Origin of the sequence: Streptomyces sp. MMG1121 (assembly GCF_001280015.1) — a bacterium.
Lineage (GTDB): Bacteria > Actinomycetota > Actinomycetes > Streptomycetales > Streptomycetaceae > Streptomyces.
On sequence record NZ_LGDV01000195.1, the window covers coordinates 66,103 to 82,357 of the forward strand.

The following is a 16,255-nucleotide window of genomic DNA, read 5'->3' on the forward strand; positions in this document are numbered from 1 at the left end:
CGTGAGCGGAGACGGTCAGGGAAGCAGCCACTGGTTCGATGACGAGGCCGGACCGGTCGTCCGTCCGTACGCCATGACGCGTGGCCGCACCACGAGTCCGGCCCAGCACCGCCTCGACCTGATCGCGGTGGTCGTCACGGAGCCGGACACGGGGGACCCGGAAGCGGATCCGACGCTGTCGCCCGAACACGTGGCGATCGTCGGACTGTGCCGGGACGAACCGCAGTCGGTCGCCGAACTCGCCGCGGAGATCGACCTGCCCATCGGTGTCGTCCGGGTCCTCATCGGTGATCTCGTGCACGCGGAACTCGTCCATGTCACCCGCCCGGTGCCCCCGGCCGAGCTGCCCGACGAGAGCATTCTGCGTGATGTGATCAACGGCCTCCGGGCCCTGTGACCGGCACGGAAGCGAAGCAGTGACATGACAAGCCGGCCGGACCGTCCCCCGACCCCAGCAACCAGGAGAAGACACCGATGATCTTCGGGCGTTCTGAGCGCGGAAAGCCCCCGGTCGAGCCCGTCACGCTCAAGATCCTGGTGGCCGGCGGCTTCGGCGTGGGCAAGACGACCCTCGTGGGTGCGGTCAGCGAGATCAGGCCGTTGCGCACCGAGGAACTGCTCACCGAGGCCGGGCGCCCGGTCGACGACACCAGCGGTGTGGAGGGCAAGCACACCACCACCGTGGCCATGGACTTCGGCCGTATCACCCTGCGCGAGGACCTGGTGCTGTACCTCTTCGGCACGCCCGGGCAGGAACGGTTCTGGTTCATGTGGGACGAACTGTCCGAGGGCGCGCTCGGCGCCGTCGTGCTCGCCGACACGCGCCGCCTGGAGGACTGCTTCGCCGCCGTCGACTACTTCGAGCGGCGTTCCATCCCCTTCCTCGTCGGTGTCAACTGCTTCGCGGGGGCGGCCCGTTACCCGGCCGAGACCGTGCGGCAGGCCCTAGACCTGGACGACGACGTACCCGTCGTCCTGTGCGACGCGCGGGACCGCGAGTCGGTCAAGGAGGTGCTCATCGGAGTCGTCCAGCACGCGATGCGGTACGCCTCCGACCGCCACGAGGCCGTCACCGGCTGACCGCCCGCCGAGCCGCCGCCGGCTGACCGCAGGACACGGCCCGTACGCCCGCCGACCGGGGTACGGGCCGTGGTCCTGTGCGGAGCACCCACACGCGCGCGTGGAGTCGATCCGCCGTGGCTCCTACGCGTCACCGTCCTCCAGCCAGCCGAAGCTCTTCTCGACGGCCCTGCGCCAGTTGCGGTGCTCGCGCTCGCGCACCGGTGCCTCCATCGCGGGCGTCCACTCCGCGTCCTTCTGCCAGTGCGACTTCAGCTCGTCCAGGTCGTTCCAGACGCCCGTCGCCAGACCGGCGGCGTACGCGGCGCCCAGACAGGTCGTCTCCGACACCCGTGGACGGATCACCGGCACCCCGAGCACGTCCGCCTGGTGCTGCATGAGCAGGTTGTTCCCCGTCATGCCGCCGTCGACCTTCAGGGTGGTGATCCGCACCCCGGAGTCCTGGTACATGGCGTCCACGACCTCCCGCGTCTGCCAGCTCGTCGCCTCCAGCACCGCGCGCGCGAGATGTGCCTTCGTGACGTACCGGGTGAGGCCGGTGACGACCCCGCGCGCGTCGGAGCGCCAGTAGGGCGCGAAGAGTCCCGAGAACGCGGGCACGATGTAGGCGCCGCCGTTGTCGTCGACACTCGCCGCCAGGGTCTCGATCTCGTCGGCGGTGCGGATGATCCCGAGCTGGTCGCGGAACCACTGCACGAGCGCGCCCGTTATCGCTATGGACCCCTCGAGGCAGTACACCGGCGCCTCCCCGCCGATCTTGTAGCCCATCGTCGTCAGCAGCCCGCTCTTGGACGGCACCGGCCGGTCGCCGGTGTTCAGCAGCAGAAAGCTCCCCGTGCCGTACGTGTTCTTCGCGCTGCCCACGTCGAAGCATGCCTGCCCGAACACGGCGGCTTGCTGGTCGCCCAGCGCCGAGGCGACGGGCACTCCGGCGAGCTGTCCCACCGCCGTGCCGTACACCTCGGCGCAGGAGCGGATCTCCGGCAGTATCGCCTCGGGGATGTTCATGGCGGCCAGGATGGCGGGATCCCACTGGAGTGTTTCCAGGTTCATGAGCATGGTCCGGCCGGCGTTCGTGACGTCGGTGACGTGCCGGCCGCCGTCGGTGCCGCCGGTCAGGTTCCAGATCAGCCAGGAGTCGATCGTCCCGAAGGCGATCTCGCCGTGTTCGGCCCGCTCCCGCAGACCGGGCACGTGGTCCAGCAGCCAGGCCGCCTTGGGTCCGGAGAAGTAGCTGGCCAGCGGCAGTCCGGTCTGCTCGCGGAAGCGGTCCTGGCCGTCCGCGCCGCCCAGTTCGGTGCACAGGGCGGCGGTCCGGGTGTCCTGCCAGACGATGGCGTTGTGCACGGGCTTGCCCGTCGCGCGGTCCCACAGGACCGTCGTCTCGCGCTGGTTGGTGATGCCGAGCGCGCTCAGTCGGTCGGCGCGCAGCCCGGCCTTGGCGAGCGCTCCGGCCACCACGGCCTGCACCTTGGACCAGATCTCGGTCGCGTCGTGCTCCACCCAGCCCGGCTTGGGGAAGATCTGACGGTGCTCGCGCTGGTCGACGGCGACGATGGCGCCGCCGTGGTCGAAGACGATGCAGCGGCTGGACGTGGTGCCCTGGTCGATGGCGGCGACGTAAGTGCCGGCGGTGTCCGTCATGGCTGTCCCTGGGTCGCTGGAGCGCTGAGTTCGGAAGGTCGCGTACGGGTCCGGGAGCGGCGTACGGCGATCAGAACGCCGCGTGGTAGAGCAGACCGGCGAGCGTGCCGCCGATCAGCGGGCCGACGACCGGGATCCAGGCGTAACCCCAGTCGGACGTGCCCTTGTTGGGGATCGGCAGAAAGGTGTGCACGATGCGCGGGCCGAGGTCGCGGGCCGGGTTGATGGCGTAGCCGGTGGGGCCGCCGAGGGAGAGCCCGATACCGACGACGAGCAGGGAGACGATCAGCACGGTCGTGCCGGACTCCCCGAGCCCCTTGGTCAGCCCGCAGGCGAGAAGGGGCAGTACGAGCGCCATGGTCGCGATGATCTCGGTGATCAGATTGGCGACCGGGTTCCGGATCTCCGGGATGGTCGAGAAGATGCCGAGGGTCGGCAGCGGCTCCTCGGCCCCGCCGCCCTCCTCGCGGACGTTGGCCTGGAACTGGGCGAGGTACACCAGATAGGCGAGTACGGCGCCGATCATCGCGCCGACGATCTGACCGAGCAGATACACCCAGACCTTGCCCCACTTTCCGGTGTCCACGGCGATGCCGAGGGTGACCGCGGGATTGAGCTGGCCACCGGAGAGGGGAGCTGCGGTGTACGCGCCCGCGAGGACGCCGAAGCCCCAGCCGAACGCGATGACGATCCAGCCCGCGGCCCGCGCCTTGGAGTGTCTGAGGGTGACGGCGGCGCAGACACCGGCACCGAACAGGATGAGGATCGCGGTGCCGATGACCTCGCCGACGAAAATGTGCCCGTTGCTCATGGCGGCTCCCTTGGCGCCGGCCCGGGCGATCAGCCCCGGCCCTCCGTGCAGGAACGGTCCCTTGGCGACTTCGGCCGAAGGCAGGGAGGCCCGCGCCCCGCCGGCGTCCGTGACGGGCGTGCCGTCGCAGCCGTATCGCCGGGAGGGACGGGCCGTGGAGCAGGACAGATCCGTGGCACTGTGCCTGATAACACCGAGAATGTACGGCGATGTCGGCCGACAACGGGAAGTGTTCACCGGCGTTCCGGAGGCGTCAAGGTTGCCGACGGCGACGGTGACATCGACTTGCTCGCCGAGCGGACATCTCAACGGACGTACATGAGAGGGCCGTTCACCACCCTGGCTCGACGGCCGCGCACCCCGCCTGCGCCGGAGCCGTCCCCGTGCCGCCGCGCCGGACCTCGTGACCGGCGATCCCGGCGCGCCCGAGCACCCAGCTCGCCCCGCGCAGCGCCTTGGCCGCTTTCTTCAGCGGGGCGAGATGGGCGGCGGCCTGGCGGTGGTCGCCCACGCTGCCCGGGGCGCACACGACGGTCGCGAGGGAGAGCGTGACCGGCCGGCCGCCCGCCGACCAGGGTGCGTCGAGCACGGTGGCGACCAGCGGATCGAGCACCGCCTCGTCGGCCAGCACCAGGAAGTCGTCCCCGCCGATGTGCCCCACGCGCGTGTGCCCCGCGACCGCCTGCTGCAGCGAACGCCCCACCGACCGGATCAGCTCGTCGCCCGCGGCGAACCCGGCACCGTCGTTGACCTGCTTGAAGTGATCGATGTCCAGCCAGCTGAGCGCGAACGTCCGGCCGTCCGCGATCCATCGGTCCACCTCGGTCGTGATCGCGTCCGAACCGGGCAGCCGGGTCAGCGGATTGAGCCCGGCCGCCTCCTCGACCCGGCTCTCGGCCAGCGCCCGCACCAGGTCTGCGAGCCGTACGACGCCCACGCAGCGGTCGCGCGCGTCGAGCACCGCCACATCGTCGGAGGTCCGGTCCCGGCCGCCGATCGCGACCACGTCCAGCACCTCCCAGGCGGTGGCGTCGACGCCGACCGTGCGGGGCGCGTCGCCCAGTTTGAAGGCGGGCCGGTCGGCGTACAGGGCGTGCCCGTACCGGGCGGACATCGACAGCAGGAAGCGCGAGCGGTGCACCGACCGCACGGGCCGGCCGGCCTGGTCCACCAGCAGCACACCGGAGACGTCCGGCGACCCGGTCAGCAGCGCCCGCACCTGCCCCGCCGACGCGGTCACCGGCAGGACGGCGGCGGGGCGCACGAACTCCCGCACCGACGGCCCGGACCGGGGCACGCCCACGGCGCCGGGGGAGCGGGGCGGAACGTATACGTCCGCCGCCGGGATCCGGGCCGGCGGCGCGAACAGCACGCCCTGGGCCAGTTGCGCGCCGGCCGACAACGCACCCGCGCACTGCAGCTCGGTCTCGACCCCCTCCACCGCGACCAGGGCGCCCAGTTCCTCGCACAGCGTCCGCATCGCCCGCACCGCGGCGGGCCGGGCCAGCAGCGAGGCATCGAGCTTGACCAGGTCGGGGGAGAGGTCGGTGAGCAGCCGCAGTGGTACGTCGCCGTCCCCGATGCCGTCCGCGCTGATCCGGAATCCCTGTTCGCGCAAGCCGGCCACCGCCTCCAGCAGCGCCCGCTGCGGCACGTGCGTGTAGGGCGGGACGACGTCGAGCGTCACCTCCCAGGGCATGCGCCCCGCCGCGCGCACGGCGTCGTACAGCGGGGTGAGGCCGCCGAGGTCGGCGAGGGTGGCCGCGAACACGTTCAGGTGCAGCGGCAGCAGCGTCTCCTTGTGCGTCGCCGCACGCAGCGCCAACACCGTGAGCCTGCCGTCGAGTTCGGGATCGCGACGGGCCTCGGCGAGGACGTCACCGGTCTCCGGGCGGGCGAGTGTCTCCAGTGCGGCGACCGCGCCCGTCCTCAGGTTGACCACCGGCTGGAAGGCGAAGCGGAGAGTGTCCGTCCAGGAGTGCACGGCAGCATGATGACGCGCCGCCCGCGCACGCCCAGGCGCAGTTCATGAGACATTCACGCAGGATTCCGGGACGATCACACAGCGTGGACAACCTCATGGATCACTTGAGCACCACCCGCCTCGGACCACCTTCGCCCCGCGACCGGCCGACGCCTTGGATCATCTCACCGCGACCACCGACGATCCGTGCCCGAACAGCCCCTGGTTGGCACTGATTCCCACGCGCGCGTCGGCGACCTGGCGGTCTCCCGCGGTCCCTCTCAACTGCCAGGTCAGCTCGCAGACCTGGGCGATGGCCTGGGCCGGCACCGCCTCGCCGAAGGACGCGAGCCCGCCGCTGGCGTTGACGGGTATCCGGCCGCCGGGGGCCGTCGCGCCCTCCCGCAGAAGCTTCGCTCCCTCGCCCTCGCCGCACAGGCCCAGATCCTCGTACCACTGCAACTCCAGTGCGGTGGACAGGTCGTAGACCTCGGCCAGGGACACGTCCTCGGGAGCGATGCCCGCCTCCTCGTAGGCGGCCCGCGCGATGGACGCCCGGAACGTCTGGCCGGAAGGCTCCACCGCGACCGCGGAGTCCGTGGCGATGTCCGGGAGGTCCAGCACCGTGTTCGGGAAGGTCGGGGTCACTGTCGACACCGCCCGGATCCGCACCGGCCGCTGCGGGCCGTGCCGGTGGGCGAAGTCGAGGCTGGAGAGCACCAGGGCCGCGGCGCCGTCCGAGGTGGCGCAGATGTCGAGCAGCCGCAGCGGATCGGCGACCACCGCGGACGCGGCGACCTCCTCGGCAGTGACCCGCTTGCGGTAGCGGGCGTACGGATTGAGCGCGCCCATGGCGGCGTTCTTCACCTTGACCAGTGCGAAGTCCTCCGGTGTGTCCCCGTGCAGCGCCATCCGCCGGCGCGCGTACAGCCCGAAGTAGGTCGGATTCGTCGCGCCCAGCAGCCGGAAGCGCAGCCAGTCCGGATCGTCGGGGCGGTCTCCGCCCGCGGGCCGGAAGAACCCCTTGGGCGCGGCGTCGGCCCCCACGACGAGGACGACGTCCGCGAGCCCGGCGAGGATCTGTGCCCGCCCGGCGGCGATCGCCTGCGCCCCGGACGCGCACGCCGCGTACACGCTCGCGACTCTCGCCCCCTGCCAGCCCAGGGCCTTGGCGAACGTCGCGCCCGCCACATATCCGGGATACCCGCCACGCACCGTGTCCGCGCCCACGACGGAGCCGACGTCCCGCCAGTCGAGCCCGGCGTCCGCGAGCGCCGCGCGGGCCGCCGCCGTCCCGTACTCCACGAAGGACCGCCCCCACTTGCCCCATGGGTGCATGCCCGCGCCGAGCACCGCCACGTCCACCGTCACACCCTCACCCCCGTCGGCCGCCAGTGCCAGGTCGTCCAGGTCGTCTCCGCGTCCTCGTCGAGCACGCCGGGGACGACCTCCACCTCCAGGCCCACCGTCAGATCGGCGACGGTGATCCCGGGAGCCGCCTGCCCGAGCACCACGATCCGCTCGGCCTCCAGCTCCACCGCGATCAACGCGTACGGCTCCCACGGAAGTTCCGGATTGCTCACATAGGGTGACGGCGGGCGATACCGGCTGTCCGTGTACGACCAGATGTGACCCTTTCGCGACAAAGGAACCTCCTCCAGCGAGCCGCCTCCGCAGTGCGGGTTGCGGCAGTGGACCTCCTCGCGCGGAAAGAACACCGAGGCGCAGGACGAGCAGCGCGTGCCCAGCAGTCGGAAGTCGCCCCCCTCTCCGCCGAACCAGCCGTCGACCGCGGGTAAGCGTGTGTGCGGCAAGGCCCCTCCCCAGCAGTAAATCTGACGATTCGTCAGAAGTGTGTCACGCGTCGACGGAAAACGGCAGACAGCCCACACGAACCGAACGGCCACGGGCGGAAGACGTCCTTCCTCCGATCGGATACAGTCCGCGCGTGTCCGAAACTCACCACTCAACTGCCAACTCCGGGCCCGGCTCCCACTGTTCGAGCTGCGGAGCGCCCTACGGAGAAGGCGTATCCGGCTGGCCTCGTACCTGCCAGTCCTGCGGGAGCGTCGCCTACCGCAACCCGCTGCCGGTCGCGATCGCACTCCAGCCCGTGTACGACACCCAGGGCACGGCCCTGATCGTCATCACCCGCACCATCGCCCCCGCGCGCGGAGGCACGGCCCTGCCCGGCGGCTACGTCGACGACCGGGAGGACTGGAAGCAGGCCGTCGTACGCGAACTCAAGGAGGAGACCGGCATCGACGCGGCCGCCCGAGACGTACGGCTCGTGGACGCCATGAGCTCGCTCGACGGGCACCTGCTGCTGTTCGGACTCCTCCCGGAACGCCCGGCCGAGGGACTGCCGCCCGCCGACCACACGGACGAGACCGAGGGCCGGCGGCTGCTGCGCCGGCCCGAAGAACTCGCCTTCCCGCTGCACACCGTGGCCGTACGGGCCTGGTTCGAGGGCCGGTACATCTGAGCCGCGCGGCTCAGCCGACCCCCCGCACCCGCACCGGGCAGGGCGGCTCACCCGAGCCCTCCCCGCCCACCCTGGTGACCACCACCTCCCGGCCCTGCCGGCGGGCGACGTAGCGTTCCGTCTCCGGCTCGTCCCATCCGTCGCCCGCGTCCGGCACGACCAGACCGCCCCCGGTCCGGCCCCGCGCGGGCGCCCACACCTCCAGCTCGAGACCGCCGTCGGCGCCCCGCACGGGAATGACCGCTCCTGCGCGCGCGAACACCGGTATCCGCGACAGCGGCGCGTCCACGAGCACCTGCGCCGGCCCCTCGTACGCCTGCTCCGTCACCGTGTCGTACCAGCGCCCCCGCGGCAGCTGCACCGCACGCCGGTCCGCACCCGGGTCCAGGACCGGGGCCACCAGCAGGGCGTCCCCGAGCAGAAACGTGTCCTCGCAGGCGCGCAGCGCCCGGTCCTCCGGAGCCCCCCACCAGAGCGGCCGGACGTACGGCGCACCGGTGCGCCGGGCCAGCTGCGCCAGCGTCACCCAGTACGGCCGCAGCCGTTGCCGTTCGTGCAGTGCCACGCGCGCGTGCTCCAGCACCTCGGCACCGAACTCCCAGGGCTCCCTGCGCCCCGCCCGCAGACTCGCGTGCGTACGGAACAGCGGCAGATACGCGCCGAGCTGGAACCACCGCAGATACAGCTCCGGCGACGGGCTGCCGTCGAAACCCCCCACGTCCGGACCCGAGTACGGCACCCCGCACAGCCCGAGCCCCAGCACCAGCGACAGCGACGCCCGAAGGCCCGGCCAGCCCGTCGCCACATCTCCCGACCAGGAGCCCCCGTAGCGCTGCATCCCCGCCCAGCCCGAGCGCGAGAACAGGAACGGCCGCTCCCCGGGCGACAGCCGGCGCAGCCCCTCGTGACCCGCCCGGGCCATGCACAGCGCGTACACGTTGTGGGCTTCCCGATGGTCGCCGCCACGGCCCTCCAGGTCGTGTCGGGCCGAACGCGGGAGGGTCGGCTCACCGAAGGCGCTGAACGACGTCGGCTCGTCCATGTCGTGCCAGAACCCCGCGAAGCCCTGCGCCAGCCGCTCCGCGTAGAGCCCTGCCCACCACTCACGCACACGCGCGCGCGTGAAGTCCGGGAACACGGACTCACCGGCCCACGCCACACCCCGCACCGCGCGCCCGGCGGGGTCCCGCACGAACGCGTCCACGGCCGAACCGCTGTCGTACACGGCGTTGCCCGGCGCCGCCCTCACCGCCGGATCGACGATCGACACCAGCCGGATCCCGTCCCGGCGCAGCTCCTTTGCCAGCACCGGCAGCTCGGGGAACCGTTCCTGGTCGACGGTGAACACCTGGTGGTCGTCGTAGTGGTCGATGTCCAGGTGCACGGCGTCCAGCGGCAGACCACGCTCCTGGTAGCCCGCCACGATCCGGCGCACCTCCTGCTCGCTGCCGAAACCCCAGCGCGCGTGATGGTGGCCGAGCGCCCACGCGGGCGGCAGCGCGGGCGCCCCGGTCAGCGAGGCCCACGTGTGCAGCACGCGCGCGGGAGTGCCCACCACCACCCAGCAACGCAACGGACCGCCGTCCATCCGCACCTCGCAGCGACCCGCCCGGTCGTGCCCGGATCCGGCGCCCTCCTCACCCTCCCGCAGCACCACCGTGCCGTCCCACGAGGTGTCGTGGAACATCAGATGCGTGCCGGCGTCGGCCACCACGAGCTGCACCGGCATCGTCACAGACAACGGATCGGTGCCCGGCCCGAACGCCCGGCCCGGGTCGGTGTTCCACAGCCGGTACGCGCCGTCCCGCAGCCGGGGCCCAGAGGCCCGCCCGCCCAGCCCGAAGAACCGGGCGTCCGCCGCCACCTCCGACCGCTGCATCCACCGCGCGGTACCCCCGCCGACCGGCTCCCACCAACGAGGCGGCAGATCCCGCCGCAGGGTCACCCCGCCCGGCGTGCACACCTGCACCGCACCGTGCCGCGAGACGACGACCGTGACACGCTCGGCGACCACCCGCCAGCCACCGTCCTTGTCCGGCTCCAGCACCGCCCGCGGATCCGGCTCCGGACAGCTCCCCGCGAGCGCGTACGACGGCAGCGGACCCGCCCCGTCCCAACCCCAGAACACCGCCCCGTTCACCGCGACCGTGATCCGCAGCTCGGACCGCCCGAACCGGATGACACCGCCCCCGGGCCCCGGCTCCACACCCTCCACCTGCCCCGGGACCCGCGCCCGCTCGGTCCCCCGCCGCGGCAGCCCGGCGGCGTCGATCCGCCTCCTGCGCCATGCGGCACGAACGGTACGCAACCCCCGAGCTGCTCTCCCCGAACCGACCACACTCACCGAACGCACCAGGTCACGACCGTCCATGTTGCTCACCCTGCCACTGAGCGCCCCACGCGTGCGTGTCGTTCAACTGCCGTTCACCAGTGTTGGGACCACATCTTCACGACACCGACTATGTGGGGCGCGCCCTGGTGTAGAAGTCGATCACATGGCATCGTCCCTGTCAGCCGCGTCACGCGCACACCCCAGCCCGTGCGCGGACCGACGCCCACGACGCGCACAGCCCGGGAGCCGCCCCATGTCGACCGCGAACCCCCAGCCGCTCTGGCAGCCCGATCCCGAGCGGATCGCCCAGGCCCGCATCACCCAGTTCCAGGCATGGGCCGCCGACCACCACGGCGCCCCGGCCGACGGCGGCTACCCGGCCCTCCACCAGTGGTCCGTCGACCAGCTCGACACCTTCTGGAAAGCCGTCACCGAGTACTTCGACGTACGCTTCTCGACCCCCTACGCACGCGTGCTCGGCGACCGCTCGATGCCCGGCGCCCCGTGGTTCTCCGGAGCGACTCTCAACTACGCCGAACACGCCCTGCGGGCCGCAGCCGACCGCGCCGACGAACCCGCCCTGCTGTACGTGGACGAGACCCACGAACCGCGCCCGGTGACCTGGTCCGCACTGCGCCGCCAGGTCGGCTCCCTCGCCGCCGCGCTCCGCACCCTCGGCGTCCGCCCCGGCGACCGCGTCAGCGGCTACCTCCCCAACATCCCCCAGGCCGTCGTCGCCCTGCTCGCCTCGGCCTCCGTCGGCGCCGTCTGGACCTCCTGCGCCCCCGACTTCGGCGCCCGCAGCGTCCTCGACCGCTTCCGGCAGGTCGAACCCGTCGTCCTGTTCACCGTCGACGGCTACCGCTACGGCGGCAAGGAGCACGACCGCCGCGAGATCGTCGCCGAACTCCGCCGCGAACTGCCCACCCTGCGCGCCGTCGTCCACATCCCGCTCCTCGGCACCGAGGCACCCGAGGGCGCCCTGGACTGGTCGGCCCTGACCTCGGCCGACGCCGAGCCCGTCTTCGAACAGGTCCCGTTCGACCACCCGCTCTGGGTGCTCTACTCCTCGGGCACGACCGGCCTGCCCAAGGCCATCGTCCAGTCCCAGGGCGGCATCCTCGTCGAACACCTCAAACAGCTCGGCCTGCACTGCGACCTCGGCCCCCAGGACCGTTTCTTCTGGTACACCTCGACCGGCTGGATGATGTGGAACTTCCTCGTCTCCGGCCTCCTCACGGGCACGACGATCGTCCTGTACGACGGCAGCCCCGGCTACCCCGACACCGGCGCCCAGTGGCGCATCGCCGAACGCACCCGGACCACCCTCTACGGCACCTCCGCCGCCTACGTCATGGCCTGCCGCAAAGCCGGCGTCCACCCCTCCCGCGACTTCGACCTCTCCACCGTGAAGTGCGTCGCCACCACCGGCTCGCCCCTGCCGCCCGACGGCTTCCGCTGGTTGCACGACGAGGTCCGCGACGACCTCTGGATCGCGTCCGTCAGCGGCGGCACGGACGTCTGCTCCTGCTTCGCCGGAGCCGTACCGACCCTCCCCGTGTACACCGGTGAACTCCAGGCCCCCGGCCTCGGCACCGACCTGCAGGCCTGGGACCCGAGCGGCAAACCCGTCATCGACGAGGTCGGCGAACTGGTCGTCACCCAACCCATGCCGTCCATGCCGGTCCGCTTCTGGAACGACCCCGACGGCAGCCGCTACCACGACAGTTACTTCGACACCTACCCCGGCGTCTGGCGCCACGGCGACTGGATCACCCTCACCTCACGCGGCACCGTGATCATCCACGGCCGCTCCGACTCCACCCTCAACCGGCAGGGCGTCCGCATGGGCTCGGCCGACATCTACGAGGTCGTCGAGCGCCTGCCCGAGATCAAGGAATCCCTCGTCATCGGCATCGAGCAGCCAGACGGCGGCTACTGGATGCCGCTCTTCGTGCACCTCGCACCCGGCGCGGTCCTCGACGAGGCACTCCTGAACCGCGTCAAGCGGGCCATCCGCGAACAGCTCTCGCCGCGCCACGTGCCCGACGAGATCATCGAGGTGCCCGGCGTCCCGCACACCCTCACCGGCAAGCGCATCGAAGTCCCCGTCAAGCGCCTCCTGCAAGGCACCCCCCTGGAGAAGGCGGTCAACCCCGGATCCATCGACAACCTCTCCCTGCTGGGCTTCTACGAGGAACTCGCCCGCAAACGCGCCTGAACCGACCCCGGGACCACCTGCGCGAACGATCGCACGTCTCGCCCCCGACCACCGGCGGCACCGCGTTGTCAGTGCCGCCGGTTACGGTGAGTGAGCATTGATCGACCGCGCACTTTGGGGGAAACATGGCGCACACCGACCACCAGGCCATGCGACGCGTCCTGCGCCGCGAGATCGCCGGCACCATCGGTCTGCTCACCGACGAACACGACTTCCGCGCCATGCGGCGCTACCGCAGCTTCACCTTCGACGACCACACGGCCTACCTCCAGCAGGTCGAGGCCGTCCTCAAGAACCGCGCCGCCCAGGGCAACCACACCACACTCGCCCTGTTCGACCCCGAGGACTACGCCGTCTACTGCGCGGACACCGGCCTGGACCCGGAAGCGGCGGCCAGCAGGACCAGGTTCACGGCCGAACTCGCGGCCACGGGCCCCACCATCCCCTACGACGGCCGTCCCCTCACCACCCTCGTACCGGCCCTCGTGGACGAGGCCGTACGCCAGGCCACCTGGGAGTACGCCACCACCCTGCTGGCCCGCCTCGGCCCCTGCCCCACCTGCGGCGAGGACATCGGCAGGGCCGCCTTCACCCGCGCCTCCGCCCTCCTCGTCCGCATCCTCGACACCGCACCGCCCGGCGACCGCCACCTCGTGGCCAGCGTCTCCGGACCACCGGAGACCCTCATCTCCGTCCTGCACGGAGATGACGACGGCCACGGCGGCACCCGCCTCGACGAGGCCGACGCCCTGGAATTCACCAGCGTCCTCGCGCTCGGCCTCGCGACCCGCAGCCCCGGCGGACTCGTCATCCGCACCAGCCGCCCCGAGACGGCCGACCGCATCTACGGCTGGCGGCTGCGCACCGGCGGCCTCGAACCACTCACCGCGTCCGAAGTGTTCGACGCCTACTGCACCGACGTCGAGTCCGGCGACCTCATCTCCCCGGAGTCCGGCGTCGACTACTGCGAGCCACCCGACCTCGGACAGGACAGCACCGCCCCGGGCCACCGTCACTGACCACACACCACACACCGACACGCGTCAGGGGCGCCCCACCCAAGGCGGGACGCCCCTGAACCCGGCACACCGGACGCGGTGGCCGGTCGGCTACTCGCCGGACAGCACCGCCTGGGCAGCGCTGCGCGCCTCCTCGGCACTGTCCGCCGCACGCGCGGCCGCCGCGGCCCGCTCGCACTGCGCCAGCGTGTATTTCGCCAGCGTCGCCCGGACATAAGGAATCGACGCCGACCCCATGGACAGGGAGGTGACACCCAGACCGGTCAGCACACAGGCCAGCAGCGGGTCCGACGCGGCCTCGCCGCACACACCACAGCTCTTGCCCTCGGCACCGGCCGCCTCGGCGGACAGTGCCACCAGGTCGAGCAGCGCCGGCTGCCACGGATCCTGCAGCCGGGACACCGCGCCGACCTGCCGGTCGGCCGCGAAGGTGTACTGCGCGAGGTCGTTGGTCCCCAGCGACAGGAACTCGACCTCCTGCAGGATCGAACGCGCCCGCAGCGCGGCCGACGGGATCTCCACCATCGCGCCGAACTTGGCCCGCAGCCCCGCCTCACGGCACGCGTCGGCGAACGCCTTCGCGTCCGCGCGGTCCGCCACCATGGGCGCCATGACCTCGAGGTAGACGGGCAGCCCCTCGGCGGCCTTGGCCAGCGCGGTCAGCTGCGTACGCAAAACCTCCGGGTGGTCCAGCAGCGTCCGCAGACCCCGCACGCCCAGCGCGGGGTTGGGCTCGTCCGCCGGCGTCAGGAACTCCAGCGGCTTGTCCGCACCCGCGTCCAGCACACGCACGACCACACGGCCCTCGGGGAACGCCTCCAGCACCTGCCGGTAGGCCTCTACCTGCTTCTCCTCGGAAGGAGCGTTCTTGCTGTCGTCCAGGAACAGGAACTCGGTGCGGAACAGACCGACGCCCTCGGCCCCGGCCTCCATCGCGGCCGGCACGTCCGCCGGGCCGCCCACGTTGGCCAGCAGCGGCACCTTGTGGCCGTCCGCGGTCGCACCCGGCCCGGTCGACGCGGCCAGCGCGGCCTTGCGCGCGGCGGCCGCGGCTTCCAGCTCCGCCTTCTTCGCCTCGCTCGGATTCACGAAGATGTCACCGGTGCTGCCATCGACGGCGATCACCGTGCCCTCGGCCAGCTCACCCGCGCCCGGCAGGGCCACGACCGCCGGCACACCCAGCGCCCGCGCCAGGATCGCGCTGTGACTGGTCGGCCCGCCCTCCTCGGTCACGAAACCGAGCACCAGAGACGGGTCCAGCAGTGCGGTGTCGGCAGGAGCCAGATCCCGGGCCACGAGCACATAGGGCTGGTCACTGTCCGGGACACCCGGCATCGGAACGCCCAGCAGCCGAGCGACGATACGATTCCGCACGTCATCGAGGTCGGCCACACGACCGGCGAGGTACTCACCGGCGCCGGCCAGCAGCTCGCGGTACGCCGCGAACGCGTCGTACACGGCACGCTCGGCGGTGCTGCCCACGGCGATCCGCCGGTCCACATCGGCCATCAGCTCGGGGTCCTGGGCCATCATGGCCTGTGCCTCGAGCACCGCCTGGGCCTCGCCACCGGCCAGATTGCCGCGTGCCGTCAGATCGGCGGCGACGGCGTCCACCGCCTGACGGGCGCGCCCCTGTTCCCGCTCGGCCTCTTCCGCGGGAATCTGCTTGGCCGGCGGCTCCAGCACCGCCGTGCCCATGTGCCGGACCTCGCCGATGGCCACGCCATGGCTCACGCCCACGCCTCGCAGCGTTGTCTCCATCTCACCCGTCTCCGATAGTGCGGCGGGTCCCGCCGCCGCGGTGGTTTTCCTGTCCGCCGCCCGTACGGCGGCGCTGCCGTCAGTTCCAGGCGAAGAGGTCGTCGCCGGCCTTCACATCACCGCTGTCACGGAGTTCGGAGAGGGACTCGGCGGTGGCTTCGAGCGCGACGACGGGGCAGACCGGCGACTTGCCGGCGGCCTCGACGGCGGCGGGGTTCCAGCGCACGATGGCCTGGCCCCGCGTCACGGTGTCGCCCTTGTTGACGAGCAGCTCGAAGCCCTCGCCGTTGAGCTGAACGGTGTCGATGCCGAGGTGGGTGAGGACACCGTGCCCCTCCCCGTCGACCACGACGAAGGCGTGCGGGTGCAGGGAAACGATGACGCCGTCCACGGGCGCCACGGCCTCGGAGGATTCACGCACAGGGTCGATGGCAGTGCCCGGGCCGACCATGGCCCCGGAGAAGACCGGATCCGGCACGGCGGCCAGTCCGATGGCGCGTCCAGCGAGAGGGGACGTCACGGTGGTCATGGGAAGCCTCCCAGAAGTGGAGCTGCTTACGGGCCGTCACTGGCTGTCCCGGACGGCACTGAGCAGCAGGGTATGTCATAGGAAGTTGGGGTTCCGTATGGAAGCTACCAGTTAGTGGTCTAGACCACCAACCCAGCGGATTTGCACCGTCTTCAAGGCTCCGTGTACAGTCGTACTCCTGCTTGGGCCTGAGGGGCGCGACAGCGTCCCTGCTCAGCAGCACCCAAACTTGTCAGATCCTATCTCTGGGTCTCCTTCTGCATGCCTGCAGGGGGTGGTCAGAGAGGCGGAAAAACCCTGATAGAGTTTGGAACACCGAAGGGAAGCCCGGAGGAAAGCCCGAGAGGGTGAGTACAAAGGAAGCGACCGTTCCTTGAGAACTCAACAGCGTGCCAAAAATCAACGCCAGA

13 protein-coding genes are annotated in these 16,255 nt (G+C 71.5%); 5 read left to right on the forward strand and 8 right to left on the reverse strand.

The window, feature by feature from the left end; all coding sequences use genetic code 11:
- The first annotated feature begins 1 nt into the window (after window position 1).
- Window positions 2–397: a DUF742 domain-containing protein gene (locus ADK64_RS22905; protein WP_053661721.1), complete on the forward strand. Its 396-nt coding sequence runs from the start codon at window positions 2–4 to the stop codon at window positions 395–397.
- A 77-nt stretch (window positions 398–474) separates the two neighbouring features.
- Window positions 475–1,080 carry a GTP-binding protein gene (locus ADK64_RS22910; RefSeq protein ID WP_053661722.1) on the forward strand — a complete coding sequence of 202 codons (606 nt, stop codon included), beginning with the start codon at window positions 475–477 and terminating at the stop codon, window positions 1,078–1,080.
- A 123-nt stretch (window positions 1,081–1,203) separates the two neighbouring features.
- Here ADK64_RS22910 and glpK read toward each other — a convergent pair whose 3' ends face one another.
- The 5 genes from glpK to ADK64_RS22935 all read right to left on the reverse strand — a co-directional run bounded on the left by glpK (window position 1,204) and on the right by ADK64_RS22935 (window position 7,312).
- Window positions 1,204–2,724, reverse strand: a complete 1,521-nt coding sequence (gene glpK / locus ADK64_RS22915; protein ID WP_053661723.1) for a glycerol kinase GlpK — start codon at window positions 2,722–2,724, stop codon at window positions 1,204–1,206.
- 70 nt (window positions 2,725–2,794) lie between these two features.
- Complete coding sequence (locus ADK64_RS22920) at window positions 2,795–3,535, reverse strand: MIP/aquaporin family protein (RefSeq protein ID WP_053661724.1); 741 nt, start codon at window positions 3,533–3,535, stop codon at window positions 2,795–2,797.
- A 331-nt stretch (window positions 3,536–3,866) separates the two neighbouring features.
- The gene (locus ADK64_RS22925; protein ID WP_053661725.1) at window positions 3,867–5,519 is read right to left on the reverse strand and encodes a GGDEF domain-containing protein; all 1,653 of its coding nucleotides are present in this window, start codon (window positions 5,517–5,519) and stop codon (window positions 3,867–3,869) included.
- 159 nt (window positions 5,520–5,678) lie between these two features.
- On the reverse strand, window positions 5,679–6,869 hold the full coding sequence (locus ADK64_RS22930; protein ID WP_053661726.1) for a lipid-transfer protein: 1,191 nt from the start codon (window positions 6,867–6,869) through the stop codon (window positions 5,679–5,681).
- Window positions 6,866–7,312 carry a Zn-ribbon domain-containing OB-fold protein gene (locus ADK64_RS22935; protein ID WP_053661727.1) on the reverse strand — a complete coding sequence of 149 codons (447 nt, stop codon included), beginning with the start codon at window positions 7,310–7,312 and terminating at the stop codon, window positions 6,866–6,868. Before ADK64_RS22935 ends, ADK64_RS22930 begins: the two co-directional genes overlap by 4 nt.
- A gap of 134 nt (window positions 7,313–7,446) precedes the next feature.
- On the opposite strand from ADK64_RS22935, the gene ADK64_RS22940 reads away from it, so the two are divergent.
- Window positions 7,447–7,983 carry an NUDIX domain-containing protein gene (locus ADK64_RS22940; protein WP_053661728.1) on the forward strand — a complete coding sequence of 179 codons (537 nt, stop codon included), beginning with the start codon at window positions 7,447–7,449 and terminating at the stop codon, window positions 7,981–7,983.
- Window positions 7,984–7,993: 10 nt separating this feature from the next.
- On the opposite strand, the gene ADK64_RS22945 is transcribed toward ADK64_RS22940, so the two are convergent.
- Entirely contained in the window at window positions 7,994–10,354 is a 2,361-nt protein-coding gene (locus ADK64_RS22945; protein WP_078992793.1) for a glycoside hydrolase family 31 protein, read from the reverse strand.
- Window positions 10,355–10,568: 214 nt separating this feature from the next.
- On the opposite strand from ADK64_RS22945, the gene ADK64_RS22950 reads away from it, so the two are divergent.
- Complete coding sequence (locus tag ADK64_RS22950; RefSeq protein ID WP_053661730.1) at window positions 10,569–12,536, forward strand: acetoacetate--CoA ligase; 1,968 nt, start codon at window positions 10,569–10,571, stop codon at window positions 12,534–12,536.
- A gap of 125 nt (window positions 12,537–12,661) precedes the next feature.
- A complete protein-coding gene (locus tag ADK64_RS22955; protein WP_053661731.1) occupies window positions 12,662–13,555 on the forward strand; it encodes a hypothetical protein in 894 nt (297 codons plus the stop codon).
- A 90-nt stretch (window positions 13,556–13,645) separates the two neighbouring features.
- Here the strand turns inward: ADK64_RS22955 and ptsP are convergent, their stop codons facing one another.
- Both ptsP and ADK64_RS22965 read right to left on the reverse strand, forming a co-directional pair.
- A complete protein-coding gene (ptsP, locus tag ADK64_RS22960; protein ID WP_053661732.1) occupies window positions 13,646–15,316 on the reverse strand; it encodes a phosphoenolpyruvate--protein phosphotransferase in 1,671 nt (556 codons plus the stop codon).
- A 79-nt stretch (window positions 15,317–15,395) separates the two neighbouring features.
- Window positions 15,396–15,845 (reverse strand): PTS sugar transporter subunit IIA, encoded by a 450-nt coding sequence (locus ADK64_RS22965; protein ID WP_053661733.1) that lies wholly within the window; start codon window positions 15,843–15,845, stop codon window positions 15,396–15,398.
- Between the last annotated feature and the right edge of the window lie 410 nt (window positions 15,846–16,255).